Below are 18,281 nucleotides of genomic sequence, written 5' to 3' on the forward strand. Positions count from 1 at the left end.
AACATTTTCAATCGTAAAAAATGAGAAAGACAATAAGTAAATTATCCATAATTGTTACATTGATTCTCGTTCAATTTAGCTGTGACAAGCAATTGGAAATCAGCCCAATTTCTGAAGCAAGTTCCAATGGTTTTTTTGCTACAGAAGCAGATATAGAGCAAGGAGTCGTATCTATTTATGATGCTTTGCAAGATAATAGCCAATATGGGTTTAATTTTATGTTCCTGATGGAAATAAGGGCAGATGATGCCTTTGTAGAGAGCCCAACAAATGACAGTGGCGCACAGGGTGACATTGATTTGTTTCAAATGTCTTCCGATAATTTCCGGGTTGAGGGTACATGGAATGGATGCTATAATGGTATTCAGAGGTGCAATGTTGTACTCAACAGGATAGATGATGTCGAAATGGATGTCGGTTTAAAGAACACACGCATTGGCGAAGTCAAATTTGTAAGGGCTTTGACCTACTTTAACTTGGTAAGGCTTTGGGGGGATGTTCCCTTGGTGGTTACTGAAACGGTAGATCCATTTGATGCTTTTTCCATTGGAAGATCACCGGTTTCCGAAGTTTATAATCAGATTGTCGCCGATTTAAATGATGCCGTCGCCAATCTACCCGTAACCAATGATATAGGAAGGGCAAATAGGGGTGCTGCACAAACCTTATTGGGTAAGGTTCATTTGACTTTGGGCAACTGGTCTGATGCCGTTTCTGTATTACAACAAGTTTCTGGCTATAGTTTACAGGCCAATTTTGCAGATAATTTCGGTATTACCAACGAAAATGGTATAGAATCGATTTTTGAGATCCAATATAAAAATGGTAATGGTGAGGGAAGTTTATACCCTAATAGAGTAGCACCAGTTGGATCAGGTGCCGAACTGCTCAATGGTATAGGTAACCAAAGAGGGGAGAACATTCCGTCCAATGATCTTTTTGACTCTTTCGAACCTGGAGATTTGAGAAGGGATGTTTCAATAGGTGTGCTGTCTGATGGGGTTACCAAATATGCCAGTAAACTAATAGACATCCCGACTCAAAATGATGACTCGGATTTGAACTTTATAGTAATTCGTTACGCAGACGTACTGCTCATGCTTGCCGAGGCGTTAAATGAACAGGGATATACTGCAGATGGTGAAGCTTTTACACTAATGAATCAAATCCGTAATAGAGCGGGATTGGCTTCGTTGACTTCAGTAGACCTTCCAGATCAATCAAGTTTTAGAGGTGCGGTTTTAACGGAAAGAAGACATGAATTTGTATCAGAAAATCAAAGATGGTTTGATTTGGTAAGAACTGGAAGAGCGGTTGAAACGTTAAATGCTAGCACTACCATATTTACAGTAAGTGATTTCCAATTGATTTATCCTATTCCTTTGGAAGCTATAGATGCAATTAATGACCAGAGTATTTTTCCTCAAAACCCTGGTTACTAAATCATCATTGTAAAAACATATTACCCGAGCGAGACTCGATCAATGGATTTTTTTGACATCAACCGGAAGAGGTATTATGATTCTAAGAAATCGTAGAAAAATTAGGTTTAGTTAGTTTGAGTTAGTTAAGCTAGAAGGGGGAGTATTCTGTTCCCCTTTCTTTTCTTAACTCTAAAATGTAATAAATCATTATGTATAAAAAACTGGTTCTATTATTTTCCTTTTATTGGATTTTTAGCTGTACCGAACATGAAAAAAGTAAAACTGAAAAAAAGAACAATCTTGCTGAGCAAGCCATCCTTTTATCAGAATGGAAAGAAGGCTATTTAGACATCCATCACATCAACACAGGCAGTGGGAATTGCACCTTTTTTGTATTGCCTGATGGTACCACCATGCTTTTTGATGCGGGAAGTATGGACAAGGAGAAGTTTGAAGAAAAATATGCTCCTTTAAAGGCTACCTCTCCTGTTCCCGATGATACCAAACCGACTTGGGAATGGATATCCAACTATATTAAAACGGTTACTCCTAAAGAGCATCAAGATGCAGTTGATTACGCATTGATTTCTCATTTCCATTCCGATCACTATGGAAGTTTGGTTGGATTGGGAAAAGAAATTCCCTTTGGGAAAATCATTGACCGGAACTCTCCAAATCTTGATTTTCCTCTCGACCTGACCACTTTTTTAAAGAACGACATCATTTTCCAAGACTACCTATCTTTCTTGGAATCAACCAAGGTACCTGTTGAAGCCCTGAAGGTTGGCAGCAAATCCCAATTGAAATTATTGAACAAGCCAGACAAGTATGCCAACTTTTCTATCCGGAACGTTAAATCCAATGCCTCTCTGTGGACCGGAGTTGAAGAGCATACCAAGGAGCTTTTTTCAGCAAAGGATATGACAACGCTCTATAGCGGTGGATACAATGAAAATCCTTTGAGCCTGGCCTTAAAAATATCATATGGTGATTTTGACTATTTCACTGGAGGAGACAATACAGGTCTACAGGGTTATGGTCTTCCCGAGTGGTTCGATGTGGAAACACCTATGGCAAAGGTTGTGGGGCAGGTAGAAGTGACAACGCTGAACCATCATGGAAATCGTGATGCCACCAATGAGTTCTTCGTTCAAACCCTGAACCCCAATGTAGTGATTCAGCAATTATGGTGTTCTGATCATCCTGGGCAAGAAGTTTACCAACGCTTGATTTATCAGGATGATGAAGCTCATGACCGGGATATTTTCTCAACCAATATGCATCCCGAAACTTTGGTCACTTATGGCCCCTGGTTCAAAAACAATTACCAAAGCCTTCAAGGACATATTGTAGTGCGCGTCAATCCAAATGGCAAAACTTTCAAAGTCTACATTTTGGATGAAGCCACAATGAACATAAAAGATGAATACGGTCCCTACCTGTGCAATTAGAACCCTAATTGGCTCTGCCAGGTTTTAAAATAAAAGAATAGGAATAATCGGTAGGTTTAATGGTATACTCATCATTCACCATTCGGCCCCAGGAGGTATCTCCCCCTACTCCCATTTGTAATAAATCGATATTCCATTGCACCGTTTCATCCAGTTTGATGTCGGCTCCGTGCTTTTTGGTAACGGGTACCAATCCAGAAGCCGAAGCCGCACCATCTTCATCTGGATTAAAATCCAACTCCGTCATGGCAAAGGGCCAAACACTTGAATTTATCAGCCTATCTCCTGTAACCTCTACAGACAAATCTTTTGAAGCAACTTTCATCCAGCGTACGTCGGTTTTATTACCTGTTTCTTGAGGACGTGAATACCTATGAAATTGATTTTTCACTTTGCCAGAATAGATTCCTGTTTTAACCCCTGTTTTTCTATCCCAATAGCTTTCTTCAGGACCATTTCCATACCACGATACCTTATCAAACTTCTTTGGAAGGGTAAGGAACATTCCCAATCGCGGAATCTTCGGTAAATCCTTATCCTTTGGTTCAAAGGTATAATTGACTTTTAGGGCACCATTTGCATGAACTATAAATTGAGCTGTTACAGTTGTTTCCATATTGGGTAGTGTATACCCAACTTTGTAACTATAACCAACAGCCGTTTTTTGGGGTTTCTCTATGAAGTTTGGTTTATAGCCATAAGTGGCATCTTGCCAAACTTTTGCCCATTTGGGCATACCGTTCCCTAAATCGTTATCAGTGGGAGGACGCCAAAAATTGGGTCTAATAGGATGGTTGGTAATGGTTTTCCCTTTGAACTCCCAAGTGGAGATTTCTCCAGATTTCGAATCAATTTTTAGAGAAACAACATCATTTTTAATTTCGATGGCCTCTCCTAAAACAGCTTCTAAATTGTTTTGCACAAGCCTGCTGTCATCCACTCGCTGTGCTTTATTGAGCACAAACTGGTCCCAAGCTACCTCGTGTCCTTTGGGTATTAGGTTTTCATTCAATTTCTGCACCAAACTGATTTCCAAGATATTTTCAACGGAGGTGTTCAACGACTTTGGAAACTTTGCCAACTGAAATTTCATTTTCCCTTGTGGTTTAACCATTGGTGAAACTACGGCATTGGACATTGTTTCTTTTCCATCCTCTAACAATTTCCAGATTAGGACATAATTTGAAAGGTCTTTGAAAAAGAATTTGTTCTCTATCTCAATCACACCATTGCCCAAATAAGTAAAATGGACTGGTTCGTATACCTTCTTCACCTCAGAAAGATGTGGATGTGGGTTTCTATAAGGATCTACCAAACCATTGTTCAAAAAATTACCATCGGTAGGCAAATCAGCATGATAATCATGTCCGTAAGCTAAATAAGGTTTCCCGTTTTCATCTTTGTATTCCAAACTCTGATCTACCCAATCCCAGATGAATCCGCCTTGGAGGTTGGGATATTTTTCAATGATATCCCAATAATCTTGCAAATTACCGACGGAATTACCCATTGCATGGGCATATTCGATCATAATGGAAGGTTTATCTGAATTGGATTCACCATGCTCAATTAAGTATTCTGGTTTCGGATACATTGGGCAATACAAATCCGTGTAGTCTTCCTTTCCAGCAGGTTCATACTGCACAATACGGTTATCATCTTGCTCCTTCAGCCATTTATAGGTGGTTCTAAAAATTTCACCCTCACCTGCCTCATTTCCCAAAGACCAGGAATAAATTGAAGGATGGTTTCTATCCCGATAATACATTCGTTGCGTGCGCATCATGTGAGCGGGAAGCCAACTCATTTCATTGCCAATCTGTGTTTTCTCATCAATGGCTAAGGGATGACTTTCAATATTCGCCTCATCTACCACATAAAGTCCATAGGTGTCGCATAAATCCAACCAATATGGGTCATTTGGGTAGTGTGAACTTCGAACTGCATTGATGTTGTTCTGTTTCATCAACTGAATATCTCTTTCCATAGATTCCCTTGACACTACATGACCCGTGTAAGGGTCAGTTTCATGACGGTCCACTCCTTTGACACAAATAGGTTTCCCATTGATCAATACTTGGGCATTTTTTATTTCCACCCTTTTAAATCCAACACGACGTTTGATGTAGATATTATTTTCTGGTTGAATGGAGTCTTCCAAGGAGATTTGAAGTTGATATAGATTAGGGACTTCAGCGGACCATGGCTTTACATTATTAAAGAGGTGTTCAAATTTGATTTCTCCAGTATTCTTAGTTGGAATTTCAGCACTGGAAGTTTGCTTGTGGATAGATTCATCTCCATTGAAAAGTTCCAATGTAACCTTCCTTGTCACTTTTTCATCAGATTGATTATCAATAAAAATGGATGCCTTAAAAATACCATCGACATAATTGTCGTCTAAATTGGTGTAGGTATAATAATCTGAAACAAAAACTTTAGGGCGGGTATAGAGGTAAACATCTCGTTCAATTCCACTCATCCGTAGCATATCCTGACTTTCCAAATAGCTGGCATCGCTCCAACGGAACATTTGTAGCGCAATGAGGTTTTTTCCTGGTTTTAGGTATGCTGAAATCTCGAACTCGGCAGGTGTTTTGCTTCCTTGGGAGTATCCTACATATTTTCCATTGAGGTAGACATACATGGCTGACTTTGCCCCCGCAAAATGTAGGATCACATCCTCCTTGAGAAATTCTTCGGAGATTTCAATTTCTTTACGATAGGTTCCAACTGGATTATAATCTTGGGGAATATTGGGCCATTTTGTATCAAAGGGATAACGTTCATCCAAATAAATGGGATGGTCATATCCTTCTACTTCCCAATTGGCAGGAACTGGTATTGTATCCCAATCACTATCGTCATATGTTTCATTTTGAAAAGCAGTAGGTCTTTTTTTAGGGTCCTTCACAAAGTAAAATTTCCAATCTCCATTTAAGCTCATAAATCGCCTCGAGCTGTCCTTATTTTCCTTTTCGAAAGATTCAAAACCAAAAAAGCTAGCCCTCGGAGGAAGTTTGTTCTCTTCAAAAATTTCATGATTGTAATGATACGTTTGTTCTCCTATTCCGGTCGACTGTTCTACTTTGCAACCAAAAAAGGCACATAGCAATAGGCTTAAAAAAATATATCGCATTGGATTGGTTTTAAATTGAAGTTTGCATGAAATCCTCTTCAAAAACTTTTCTCAAATAAAGAATCAGTTCTTTGGCGTTTTCCAAGGAAAAAACTATCGGAGGTTTTATTTTAAGGACATTATGGTCAGGTCCATCAGTGCTCATCAATATCCCATGGTCTTTCATACGGTTGGCCAGATGCTCGGCTTTATCCCCCATGGGATTCAAAGTGGTATCTACCAATTCAAAACCCAAAAAGAGTCCTTGTCCCCGAACATCACCTATAATGGGGAAATCACGGCTTAATTTTTCCAATTCTTTCTTAAGGAAGTTCCCTACGGTAAGGGCATTTTCCTGCAGTTTTTCTCTTTTCACAGTCCGAAGCACTTCAGCTCCTATTGCACAGGATACGGGATTGCCTCCAAAAGTGTTGAAATACTCCATCCCATTAGCAAATTTTTCAGCCACCTCTGGGGTACATGCGACGGCGGCCAATGGATGACCATTACCTAAGGGTTTACCTATGGTAACAATATCCGGGATTACATTGTGCAGTTGGAAGCCCCAAAACGTTTTACCCATACGTCCACAGCCGACTTGAACCTCATCAGAAATACATAATCCTCCAGCTTTTCTGACATATTCGTAGGCCAAGGTTAAAAATCCTTCTGGGAGCTCTATCTGACCTCCGCAACTGATGATAGGTTCTATAATAAATGCGCCAACACCTCTGCCCTTTGCATGTATGGCTTCAATTTGAAACTGTACTTCTTCCGCATACAGTTTTCCGGTGTCTTTTCCTCTATGTTTTCCGCGGAAAGTATCAGGCAATGGAAAAATATGGGTATGTTCTGGAGCACCGGAACCTCCCTTTCCATCAAATTTATAGGAGCTGATATCGATGCACATATTGGAATTGCCATGATACCCCACTTCTGAAGCGATGATATCCCTTTCCCCGGTTACCGCCTTGACCATTCGAATGGCCAGTTCATTGGCCTCGCTCCCAGAATTCACAAAATGAAGAACGGATAATTCCGGTGGAAGGGTTTCAAGTAATTCTTCCGCCAAGGCATTGACATTTTCATGTAAATAGCGTGAATTGGTGTTGAGCAAAGCCATTTGGTCTTGTCCGGCCTTTACCACAGCATAGTTTTCATGTCCGACATGGGCCACATTGTTCACGGTATCCAGGTATTTTCGGCCATGTTGGTCTATCAAATATTGACCTGAGCCCCTAACCATTTTGAGGGGTATTTTATATTGAAGACTAAGGCTCTTGCCTAGATGCTTTTTTCTATAGTCGATGACAGATTTGTTATCTTCTCTTTTCGGTGGTGTCAGATTTTCTAGCTTGAAAAGATGATTGGGATCCGGACATAAATCTTTCCAAACGGATAGCTGATTAGGATAGGCTACCCCTGGAAAATCGTTTTTATAACCAAGCATCGACAACATAATTTGAAAATGAAGATGTGGTGCCCAGTTTCCATTCTCGGGAAAATTCCCTAAAACCCCTATACGCTCTCCCTGCTTTATCTGGTCTCCAACTGTATTTTTAGTGGCACTTTCAGGAAATAAATGTCCATAAAGGGTATAAAACTCAAGCTCCTCAAAACTATGTTTTAAAATAACCAGTCCTCCGTATTCCTTGTCTCCTTCATCATTGATAGCGGTCACAACCTCTCCATCGAACAGGGCATGTACGGGAGTATCGTGGGGCAACCAAAAATCGACCCCAAGATGTACCGTTCTGCTTTCACGACCACTATTCCCAACCTTGTCATACGATGTGGAAGTATAAAGCGCCCTGGGTTCCAAATATCCTCCTGCAATGACTTTATCGGGATGTTCTTTTTGAAGTCTGTCGAACTTAAATTGAAGTAGTTCCAGGTCATTGAACTCTTCTTGATGCCCCACCCACAGGCTTGAGACACTTAAATCTACTTGGAAAACATCGTTGCCAAGTGCAGTTTGAAATAAGGTTTTTAGAGTGAAGTTATTTTTCTGAACCCAATGATCGAACTTCTCTTTTTGAGGGTGTGCATCAAATCCACAAGCTTCACGGAAACTATAATGGGCAAAATCAGCATTGATTCTAAACCACTTTCTAAGTACTTCCCAAGCCGGTTTTTCACTGACCAATAAATATGTGTTGTCCGGCTCTTTGATTTTGTTCAAGGCAGATTTGGTCACCGAAATGACCAATCGCATGGCAATAGCCACGTACAAATGCTCCAACTCCTCCTGTTGCAACCGGAAGGTAGAATGGTATCCTTTTACTATGGGCAATGCAGCATCCAATGCATCATTATGGTTCATGATTGCATAGGCACAAGCAATGGCCACATCATTGATGATTTGGGTATGAATCGCATCGCCATAATCGATAAAAGCATTTACTTTCGGGTCAATCAAATCGTTTGTGACTATGATATTATTATCATTGGCATCATTGTGAACTACTGACTTTCGAAGCTTTGCATATCTATCTTGGCAATTTTCAAACAGCTCAATGAAACGGGAGAGTATTTCCCTTTCTTCCTGGTTAAATAAATCAAGATGTTGTTTTGTCCATAAAGCTTGGGCCACATCCCATTCAAAATCTCGGTTAGCTTCGGGATGATCAAATCCCTGTAAGGCAGTGGTCAATAATCCGCATTGTTCACCCAGGTTGAAACGTAATTTATCCAATTGCGGATTTACCCTGCTCCAAATGCGTCCTGGAATCCAACTTAGCAGACGAACTTTTCTGATATTCCCCTGGTCATCGGTATATTCAGAAATGGTCTTTCCATTTTTGTCCTTGACAACGACAGGAGAAATCAATCCCTCCCCTTTCTCCTCAACATATTGCAACAATTGTTGCTGATATTCCAGATAGGCCACATCCTCATCAACACGGGAAACTTTAAGGATATAACCATCTCCTTTTGTCGTTTTTATCCTAAAATTAAAATCGACTTCACCTGGTAAGGAAGATGCTTTTCCTTCAACATTAAACAACTGTAAAAGAATTTTTTCAGCCTGTTCTGGTGTGATTCTCAATGTCAAATATTCCATTTGGTCATTTATCTTTTGTCAGCAACATTAATATATGAGCCGCGCTCCAACTAAAGTTGGGTGCATTAAGTCCTTCTCCAGTCAAAGGGTGATAGTTTTCATAAATGGGTGACCCTATGTCGAAAAGCCCCTCAGCTCCATTCAATAATTTCACCGTGGCCTCATCCGCCTCCTTATCAAATCCATAGTTTCGCAACCCTTTAATTCCAAAATACGCCTGGTCCAACCAATTAGGACCTCTCCAGTATCCTTTTAAAGGGTTGAATTTTGGATGATCGGCAGACATGGTTTGAAAAGGCACTTTTACATAGAACTTTTTGGGGTCCATCATTCTGGTCTTTATTGCATCTGCTTGCTCCGCTGTAGCTGCTTTAGCCCATAGCGGAATCCATCCTTCGCTTCCGGCTCCTTTTATAAAAGTATCACCTTTTAGATTGGTATCGTAAAACCAGCCATCTTCTTCATTAAAAAATTGTTTTTGGATACGCTCTTTCAACATGCTGGCATCACTTTTCCATTTTACTGCCTCTTCATTTTTCTTTAAAAACTCGGCCAAAGTGGCCATATATAGCTTTTCGGCATATAGGTAGGCATTCAAATCCACACTTTCCTGATCTAAGGAAAACGCATTTTCTGAATTTTTGAGGATTTTGGAATCATCAAAGCGAATGGCATTGTCCATGCCACTTTCCCATTTAGCTGCAATTATGGTTCCATCGGTAGAGCCATATTCGCATAGCCCATCTTGGTCATGATCACGGTCTACGTACCACCAATTATGGTATTTTTTTAGCTTCGGATACATCTCCTGAACAAAACTGGTATCCGAATCCTGCTCCATTATTTTTACAACAGCCCAAGCCGAAAGAGGAGGTTTAGTATCTCGATAATTATGAGCCTCGATGGTCGTATCTCGATACACACAATCCACTATAAAACCATTTTCGCTTTGAAAATCATACATGGCCCTCATCTGATTCTTTGCCAGTTCGGGGTTATAAAGTGCAAGTCCTACTGCATGTTTCCAAGAATCCCAGGACCAAAACCCGTGAAACCATTCGTAATGATAGCTTGGAAAAAGTCCTTGATGTTTCAGCTCCCCAGCCGGAATCCTCCAATTATTTTGTAGTGTAAGGTGCGCTTTGGATAATAATTGGTGATATATGCTGTCTTTAAAAACATCTTTTCGTTCTAAGCATAAACTTTTAAGTTCATCTTCTTTTTCAATTTGTCGAGCTTTCAAAAGCGAATCAAAGTCAATCTTTAAAATGGCTTCTTTTTCTTTTTCCCAAAAATATTCAGGAAAAATAAAAGTTTGGGATACTAGAAAGGATTTCGAATCCCCAGGTTCCAAAACAAAATCCTCAGTATTCAACTTATAAGAATTTCCATTCCCTATGGAAATATTCACTTCCTCGTCCAAAAATTGAATGTATCCAACCGCATCACTCTTACTCGAAATAAGTTTAAGAAGGTTATCCTCCTTAGACATCGTTATTCCAATATCAAAAAGCTCCCCATGATAATGCGCTTTAAGGGTTATGGGATCTTCCGATTTATTGGTTACAACCGTGCGTTGAACGGCCGTATGTCCGGAAAGAAACACCAGTTGTTGCCAAACTCCTAAAACTGAATCCGTAAAAACTTGCTCTAAATGACTTGAAAAGCTCTTTTGGGTCACTAAGGCATCTTTCCAATCTATCGTTTTGTGGCCGTTGTTTGTGGTAAGTTGGAATTGTATAAGATTTGAACTTGACCATACCCCATTTTCTTGGGTCATTAAAAAGGGCCCTGAAAATCCCCCTCCGGTTATGTTCTTTGGCATGCTATAGCCAAACCAGGCTCCTTGGTCAGAAAACATCAACATATCCCGGTCCCTTGGTTTTGTCGGTGTACCTACATAATCCAAAACGTTTTTTGCACTACCTACGTGGCGCGTATGGCGGGATTCTCTTTCAACTTTTGGTTGCCCGCAGTTGAAGAGAAAAAGAATCATTACAAAGCACGGGAAATAATATTTGTCCATAAGCTATCTGTCATATAAATGATTTGAATACAAGGATGAAAATTCCTTCAAAAACTATACGAACGATATGATAAAATACAACGAAAAGAACAATCGTTGTTTTTTTGGACACCACCAATGTACAAAAAAAACCATTTTAACAAAGGGAGATAAATTAAATCATTGTTAATTCATACTTTTAATATTGTCTATTTTTAAAACTGAAATATTGAACAGATTTAAAATACCTCAAAATTCCCCTGCTTTTCCAATTGACGAACCTGTTGCCCTTAACCGTAGTTTTAACCAAGTCAATTAGCTTGTAACAATTTTGGATTCGAATTCAATTTTAAAGGAAATTAAGAGCCGAAATCGGTTTGTCTACAAAAAGTTTTTTGAGGACACATACGAGGAATTGGTTCATTATGCCAACAGCTATCTTTTTGACCAAGGTTGGAGCGAGGATATAGTCCAAGAGGTATTTATCCATATTTGGGAAAAAGCCGCGGACATGGACATCAAAACCTCCTTAAAGGGGTATTTGTATGCCATGGTAAGAAACAAATGCCTGAATTTTCTAAAAACCATAAAAATTACGGATGATGCCAAGGTGCTTGATATGCAGTCTATGATCAGCTCGGATTACAACCTGGAGTTTTTCTCGGATGAAGACCTTAAAATTATTCATCATCAATTATTGAAAGTGGTGGAAGGTTTGCCTTCCAAAATGCAACAGATCGTAAAAATGCGATTTATAGAAAATTATAAGTATGTTGACATAGCAGAAGAATTGGGTATTTCCGTAAACACTGTAAAAACCCAACTAAAAAGGGCCAAGGTAAAAATAGCCCAACAAATGGTATGCGTAATAACCTTATTTATGGCACAATAACCCTGATTTTATTACCATATCCGCTTTTCTGTCCCACTATTTTTAAATTTTTATCATTTTTTTGTCACCCATTTTAAGATTTTGATTGTCTTCAAAGAAAGCAAGCGGAATTTATAATGGAGTTTAAGTTAATTCTCAAGAAACTAAATAATAATCTTACAGCGGAGGAGGAACAGATTTTTAATGATTGGATTTCCGAATCCGAAATTCATCAATCCTATTTCGAAAAGGTTCAGGAAAGCTACCTGAAAAAATCTCCAAACCTGATTGACATCCGAAAAGGATGGGAGCGAATCAATTCAAAAATGAATTCGCCAAAGGGAGGTTTTAAATACTGGAAATATGCCGCGGCCGCGGTTATTTTAGCCTTGTTAAGCCTTCCCTTTATCATTTCCGAACAAGAAGAATCTACTCCACAACCTACAATAAATGTAGTGGATAACGTAATTGAAATTGGCTCTGATAAAGCCACCCTTACGCTGGAAGACGGCACCAAAGTTCCATTAGAGCAAGGAAAGGCATACAACACACAAACGGTTTCCAGTAATGGCAAAGAATTGGTCTATAAAGCCGGTGCCAATAATGCGGAAACTATAAAATATAACACGCTTACCATTCCTAGAGGAGGGCAATTTTATTTGGTCTTATCGGACGACACCAAGGTTTGGCTAAATTCGGATTCTGAATTGAGGTATCCTGTGACCTTTGCCCAGAACAGTCCTAGAAAAGTTGAGTTATTGTATGGTGAGGCCTATTTCGAAGTATCTCCCAGCACCCAAAACAACGGAACCCATTTTTTGGTCGCTACCCAAGGACAAGAAGTCGATGTTTTGGGAACAGAATTCAATGTAAGGGCATTCAAAGAAGATTCCTTTATTGAAACCACGCTAGTCAACGGAAAAGTCGCTATCCGAAATGGGGAAACCATAAGTAATTTGACTCCGGGGTATCAATCTACAATAAACAAGGAGTCACGTGAAATCAACATTGCAAAGGCAGATGTCCGTAATGTAATTTCCTGGAAAAATGGTCTGTTCAGTTTTAAAAACATGCCTCTGAGCAGTATCATGACCGTACTTTCTAGATGGTACGATGTTGATGTAGAAATTGTGAACCAAAAAGCGGCGAAAGTCACTTTTAATGGTGTTTTCAATAGAAATCAGGATTTGGAAAATATCCTTTTGATAATACAAAATACGAACGAAGCGAAATTAACAACTAAAGGAAAAACAATTATGGTAGAATAAAAAAGAGGATGGAGCTTAGACCTGGACAATTTAAACTTCCATCCTCGTATCGATTAATTAATTAAATATTAACTAACTAACGCAATCAAATTTATGAAAACAAAATTTGTTAGGCTGCCTATTTTATATAGGAATAAGCTATTATGTTTTATTATGAGGGCATTCATATTCTTATTTTGCATGACGGCCTTTGGTTTTACGACCAAAATTGGATTCTCACAAGACAAAAAAATCGTAATTAAAGCTACAGAAGAGCTTTCAGTAGAAGAAGTTTTTGATCTTATTCGTGAACAGACAGATTATTCTTTTATCTACAGGTCCGATTTATTTGTTGATGCTCCCAAGGTAAAGGTAAAAAAAGGGAAAACCAGAATAAACAGTCTTTTACAAAAAACCTTATCCTTTGCAGATTTTGACTATCAATTATCGCAAGATGGCTCCATTTTATTGACCAAATTGCCAGAGCCTGTGATTCCCAAAGTAGTCAAAGTTCAACAAACCGTTACTGGAACGGTCACTGATAAAGACGGTAGTCCTTTACCAGGGGCGAGTGTAACGGTCAAGGAAAACTCAACGGTGGGAACACAGACCGACTTTGACGGAAATTATACCATCGATGTAGATTCAGGTAGTACTTTGGTGTTCCGTTATCTAGGTTTTTTGACCAAGGAAGTTCCGGTAGATGGTCAAACCAACATCAATGTCACTCTTCAGGAAGATACCCAAGGGTTAGATGAAGTGGTTGTGGTAGGCTACGGTACCCAGAAAAAATCAGATTTAACAGGAGCGGTATCTTCTGTAGATGGAGTTCAGGTCAAAAAGTTTGCAACAAGTACTGCTGCGGATGGTCTACAAGGTAATATAGCGGGTTTGGTAGTTCGCAGGAGCACAGGTAATCCTCGTGCTGGAGCAGCTATTAACATTAGAGGATTCCGATCTATTGGAGGAAATGCCCCATTGATCATTATAGATGGTGTTCAGGGGAATTTTGATTTATTAAACCCTGACGACATTGAAAGTATAGAGGTTTTAAAGGATGGTGCTGCTGCTGCTATTTATGGATCATTGTCTGCTAACGGTGTAGTATTGGTCACTACCAAATCCGGAAAAGCGGGTAAGGTAAGTGTTCAGTACAGTTCTTTTTATGGTATTGACAGAATCAACAACACGCTCAATTTTGCAAATACGGAACAATATTTGGAGATGGCCCGTAAAATTGAAGCCTCATCACCCGGTTCAGCGCCAACTTATATCAATGAAAACTTTACTACCGATACCAATTGGATTGACGAACTCTTCGATAATGGATCAATTGTTAACCACAACCTTACCATCAGCGGAGGAACCGAAAACTTTAATTTTTTGGCTTCTGCTGGACTTAACAAAAGGGAAGGGATTTTAATAGGTGAGGAAAGAAAAAAGCAGCAAATTCGGGTAAAGGTCAACGGAACCACGGGACGATTGTCACTCGGTGCCAACATTTTCTTTGTGCAAACCGATGATGACATTTTTGGAAGTTTTCTGAACAGAGCTTACCAACTTATGCCCATAGTTCCAGTAAGGGATTCTTCAAAGCCTTCAGGTTTTGGGTTTATCTCTGATGATGACTACAATGGAGTTCCTGATCACACCAACCCTATTGGAGAAGATTTTTACAATGACAATACAGGTAGAGAGCAGAATTTAGTGACCAATTTTATTGCCACCTTGGACATCATTGATGGCTTAAAATTAACAGGAAGAGCAGGTATTGAAAATGCTACTGGGGGGTCCGTAAGTAATCTTGGATCACCTTATCAAAGAGTTAGACCACACCAGGTTTCCAACAAAAGAGAGGTGGAATTTCACTATTTGGAGCAGTATACATCAAAATATCAACAGACCAACTACGAAGGCTTTTTAAACTACGACAAAACATTTGGAGAGCATTCCCTAGGTGTTCTTGCTGGTATTTCAAGTCAAGAAATCTCTTTTGATTGGACTGGAGGTTCAGTAGAAGGTAAAGAAGTGTTGGAAGATGGTACAGAAGTTCCAACAGGTTTTCTTGATCCTAATTTCAACACTTTGGATGCTGGTGGTGGTGGTGTTCGTAATAGTTATGGCTCTGGTTGGGAAACTGTTAGAAATTCTGTTTATGGACGTATCAATTATAGCTATAATGACCGTTATTTTTTACAAGGTACAGTTAGAAGGGATGGATCTTCAAGGTTTGGTGCAAACAATCGCTATGGTACTTTCCCATCGGTAGCTGCGGGATGGAAAATTAGCAGTGAAGATTTCTTTAATTCTGAGATAATTAACTTCTTAAAGTTACGAGGATCATGGGGAAGATTGGGTAGCGAGTCCAATTTAGGAGCCTATGATTATGCGGTAAATACTGTTTCTGGATTTAGATACCCTTTTGGAACTGGAGAACAGCAATCCATTGGGGTTACCTTTAGAGATTTTCCAAACCCTGAATTACAATGGGAGACCACAATCAACATAAATGCCGGTCTTGATTTCGGCCTGTTCAACAATCGATTGACAGGAGCTATCAACTATTATCAAAGGAATACCGAGGATATGATTATTCCAGCGGTCCCTGCAAATTCTTCAGGAGTTAATCCAATCAATATCAATGGTGGCGATGTAGAGAATAAAGGTATCGAGATGGAGCTTAACTATAAGAACAACTCGGGAGAATTTCGGTATGATTTAGGACTTGTTCTATCCCATAACAAAAATGAACTTACCAAAACCAATAAGGAAACTGATATTTATACTGGTGATGACACCACATTGGATGGTAGTCCTGCCAACATTTCTAAATTGGGTTATCCCATAGGCGCATTTTTCTTGTACCAAGCTGATGGAATTTTCCAAACCCAGGCTGAGGTAGATGCCCATAGTGTAGATGGCAATTCAATTCAACCTGCAGCAGAACCTGGTGATATAAGATTCCGCGATGTTAATGGGGATGGCCAGTTGAACGATGATGATTTGGTGTATGCTGGGTCTGGAATCCCAAAAATCACCTTGGGTCTTAACTTATCCGGGGAATATAAAGGTTTTGATGCTTATGTTCAATTGTATGGAGCTTTTGGCCAAAAAGCATTTAACACCATAAGACAGAACTATGAAGCCAACGATAATTATAGAAACTATCTGGTTTCAGGCTTAAATTCTTGGACTCCTTCCAATACTGACACCAGTATTCCAAGAGCAGTACTAGGCGATCCTAATCAGAATAGTTCAAGAAATTCGACTAGGTTTTTGGAAGACGCATCTTATTTAAGGTTTAGAAATATCCAACTTGGCTATACTATACCATCGAATGTCACGGATAAAATGAATATTGGAAAGATAAGATTGTACCTGAGTTTACAAAATGTTGCTACAATTACTAACTATTCTGGTATTGACCCAGAAATTGGCGGCACATTGAACGCAGGAACTGATTTTGTAAGCTATCCAAACATTAAAACCTCATTGCTAGGGATTCAAGTTGATTTTTAAAAAAAAAGAGATGAAAAATTACAAACATATTTTGGCAGTAGCAATGGTAATGGTTTCATTTGCCTTTACCAGTTGTAGTGAAGAGGACTTGGTCAAAGAGCCATTGGATGAGTTAAACTCTGATAACTATTGGGAAAATGAAACCAATGCCAGTTTAGCGTTAACAACAGCATACCAGCGCCTTAACGGAGGTACTTGGAGTCATACGGAAGTAAACTATGTTGTAGAAAATTTCAGGTCGGATATGACAAAATCCGGTGCTGATGTGATAGCGAATTATCCAGATCAAAATGCATTTTCCACCTATAGTGTAGTGGACAATAACACTCGAATGAAGACCTATTGGGATAGCAGCTATAGAGGCATCAACGCAGCCAATCAGGTCATATATAATGTAGGGCTTATGACGGATGAGCAAATACCATCCGATGCCAAACAGCAAATTATCGCAGAAGCCAAGTTTTTAAGAGGCTATTTCCACTTCAGACTATTGATGAACTGGGAACAAATTGTGATTTTCGATTTCCTTCCTCAAGTGGCTGATGAATTATCGCAACCTTTATCAACAAGGGAAAATGCATGGGATGCCATTGAAAAGGATTTTACCGAAGCAGCTGCCGACCTACCCGTTTCCTATGATGCAATCAATCGAGGACGGGCCACAAGAGGAGCCGCATTGGCTTTTTTGGGAAAATCACATTTAAATCAGCTGGATTGGAATAGTGCCGCAACAACGTTGAAACAGGTTATTGACCTTGGCGTATATGAACTTGTGGACGATTTTAGTTCATTATTTGATGTAAGTAACGAAGCTACAAATCCAAACAATACCGAAACCATATTCGATATAGCCTACACATATAATGAGGTTAATGGGGGTAATGTGATTTACGCTGGTATTCCCAACTTTGCCGCTAGTGAAATGGGAGGCTGGGAGGCTATGTTGCCTACTCAAAAATTATTGGCTGAAATGAAATCCGAAGGACGTATTTCTATTGAGATAGGAGCCAATTCCGGTTTGAACAAGTTCGATGACCGTAGCTATGGTTCAATCTTCTTCAATGATGAAGACGTGGTGATTTATGGTGACACCTATGAAGATGTGTTCGGTGTAGATAGTGACAAACCCGGGTGGAAAAAGTTTTTGCACAGAGATGAGCTCTATCCTAATAGCTGGAGATCGGACATTAACACTCCGCTAATGCGGTATGCCGATGTACTACTTATGTATGCAGAAGCACTTAACGAGTCTGGTTCGGGAGATCCATTGCCTTATATTAATGAAGTTAGGGAAAGGGCATTTTTACCTCCGACAACGGCAACAGGCCAACAAGGCATACGTGAACAAATTATGCACGAAAGGGCTGTTGAGTTTGCGTTGGAAGGACAGCGTTTTTATGATTTGAGGCGATGGGGCGAGGCTATAATGACCGATGCCATTACCAATTCAGGAAAAACTGGGGCAAGTAATTTCAACTTTGCAGACGATGCATTTTTACCCATCCCTGCTGATGAAAAGTTGAACAACCCCAATATAGATTAATAGTTTAGTTAAAGTAAAGTATCCTGGCTAACTTTTTAT

The 18,281-nt window shown here is 39.5% G+C and carries 9 protein-coding genes; 6 read left to right on the forward strand and 3 right to left on the reverse strand.

The window, feature by feature from the left end:
- Positions 1 to 20 precede the first annotated feature (20 nt).
- Both E4661_RS01100 and E4661_RS01105 read left to right on the forward strand, forming a co-directional pair.
- Positions 21 to 1,442 carry a RagB/SusD family nutrient uptake outer membrane protein gene (locus E4661_RS01100; protein ID WP_136464969.1) on the forward strand — a complete coding sequence of 474 codons (1,422 nt, stop codon included), beginning with the start codon at positions 21 to 23 and terminating at the stop codon, positions 1,440 to 1,442.
- A 191-nt stretch (positions 1,443 to 1,633) separates the two neighbouring features.
- On the forward strand, positions 1,634 to 2,875 hold the full coding sequence (locus tag E4661_RS01105; protein WP_136464970.1) for a ComEC/Rec2 family competence protein: 1,242 nt from the start codon (positions 1,634 to 1,636) through the stop codon (positions 2,873 to 2,875).
- A gap of 4 nt (positions 2,876 to 2,879) precedes the next feature.
- On the opposite strand, the gene lacZ is transcribed toward E4661_RS01105, so the two are convergent.
- From lacZ to E4661_RS01120, 3 genes are read right to left on the reverse strand one after another with little or no spacing between them, the layout of a single operon-like run.
- Positions 2,880 to 6,014, reverse strand: a complete 3,135-nt coding sequence (lacZ, locus tag E4661_RS01110) for a beta-galactosidase, LacZ type (protein WP_136464971.1) — start codon at positions 6,012 to 6,014, stop codon at positions 2,880 to 2,882.
- Positions 6,015 to 6,024: 10 nt separating this feature from the next.
- Positions 6,025 to 9,057 carry an aminotransferase class III-fold pyridoxal phosphate-dependent enzyme gene (locus tag E4661_RS01115; RefSeq protein WP_136464972.1) on the reverse strand — a complete coding sequence of 1,011 codons (3,033 nt, stop codon included), beginning with the start codon at positions 9,055 to 9,057 and terminating at the stop codon, positions 6,025 to 6,027.
- Between the two features lie 4 nt (positions 9,058 to 9,061).
- Positions 9,062 to 11,083: an MGH1-like glycoside hydrolase domain-containing protein gene (locus E4661_RS01120; RefSeq protein WP_136464973.1), complete on the reverse strand. Its 2,022-nt coding sequence runs from the start codon at positions 11,081 to 11,083 to the stop codon at positions 9,062 to 9,064.
- Positions 11,084 to 11,393: 310 nt separating this feature from the next.
- Here E4661_RS01120 and E4661_RS01125 point away from each other — a divergent pair, with 310 nt between their 5' ends.
- The 4 genes from E4661_RS01125 to E4661_RS01140 all read left to right on the forward strand — a co-directional run bounded on the left by E4661_RS01125 (position 11,394) and on the right by E4661_RS01140 (position 18,242).
- Positions 11,394 to 11,954: an RNA polymerase sigma-70 factor gene (locus E4661_RS01125; RefSeq protein ID WP_168796303.1), complete on the forward strand. Its 561-nt coding sequence runs from the start codon at positions 11,394 to 11,396 to the stop codon at positions 11,952 to 11,954.
- 116 nt (positions 11,955 to 12,070) lie between these two features.
- Positions 12,071 to 13,201, forward strand: coding sequence for a FecR family protein (locus E4661_RS01130; protein WP_136464975.1), 1,131 nt, complete (start codon positions 12,071 to 12,073; stop codon positions 13,199 to 13,201).
- A gap of 180 nt (positions 13,202 to 13,381) precedes the next feature.
- Positions 13,382 to 16,699 carry a SusC/RagA family TonB-linked outer membrane protein gene (locus tag E4661_RS01135; protein ID WP_168796304.1) on the forward strand — a complete coding sequence of 1,106 codons (3,318 nt, stop codon included), beginning with the start codon at positions 13,382 to 13,384 and terminating at the stop codon, positions 16,697 to 16,699.
- 10 nt (positions 16,700 to 16,709) lie between these two features.
- On the forward strand, positions 16,710 to 18,242 hold the full coding sequence (locus E4661_RS01140; protein ID WP_136464977.1) for a RagB/SusD family nutrient uptake outer membrane protein: 1,533 nt from the start codon (positions 16,710 to 16,712) through the stop codon (positions 18,240 to 18,242).
- The last annotated feature ends 39 nt before the right edge of the window (positions 18,243 to 18,281 follow it).

The organism is Flagellimonas onchidii (assembly GCF_004804315.1).
Lineage (GTDB): Bacteria > Bacteroidota > Bacteroidia > Flavobacteriales > Flavobacteriaceae > Flagellimonas > Flagellimonas onchidii.

Excerpts from the sequence above, each read along its gene's own strand:
- E4661_RS01100 (WP_136464969.1), top strand. The coding sequence starts at position 21 with ATGAGAAAGACAATAAGTAAATTATCCATAATTGTTACATTGATTCTC.
- E4661_RS01105 (WP_136464970.1), top strand. The coding sequence starts at position 1,634 with ATGTATAAAAAACTGGTTCTATTATTTTCCTTTTATTGGATTTTTAGC.
- lacZ (WP_136464971.1), bottom strand. The coding sequence starts at position 6,014 with ATGCGATATATTTTTTTAAGCCTATTGCTATGTGCCTTTTTTGGTTGC.
- E4661_RS01115 (WP_136464972.1), bottom strand. The coding sequence starts at position 9,057 with ATGGAATATTTGACATTGAGAATCACACCAGAACAGGCTGAAAAAATT.
- E4661_RS01120 (WP_136464973.1), bottom strand. The coding sequence starts at position 11,083 with ATGGACAAATATTATTTCCCGTGCTTTGTAATGATTCTTTTTCTCTTC.
- E4661_RS01130 (WP_136464975.1), top strand. The coding sequence starts at position 12,071 with ATGGAGTTTAAGTTAATTCTCAAGAAACTAAATAATAATCTTACAGCG.
- E4661_RS01135 (WP_168796304.1), top strand. The coding sequence starts at position 13,382 with ATGACGGCCTTTGGTTTTACGACCAAAATTGGATTCTCACAAGACAAA.
- E4661_RS01140 (WP_136464977.1), top strand. The coding sequence starts at position 16,710 with ATGAAAAATTACAAACATATTTTGGCAGTAGCAATGGTAATGGTTTCA.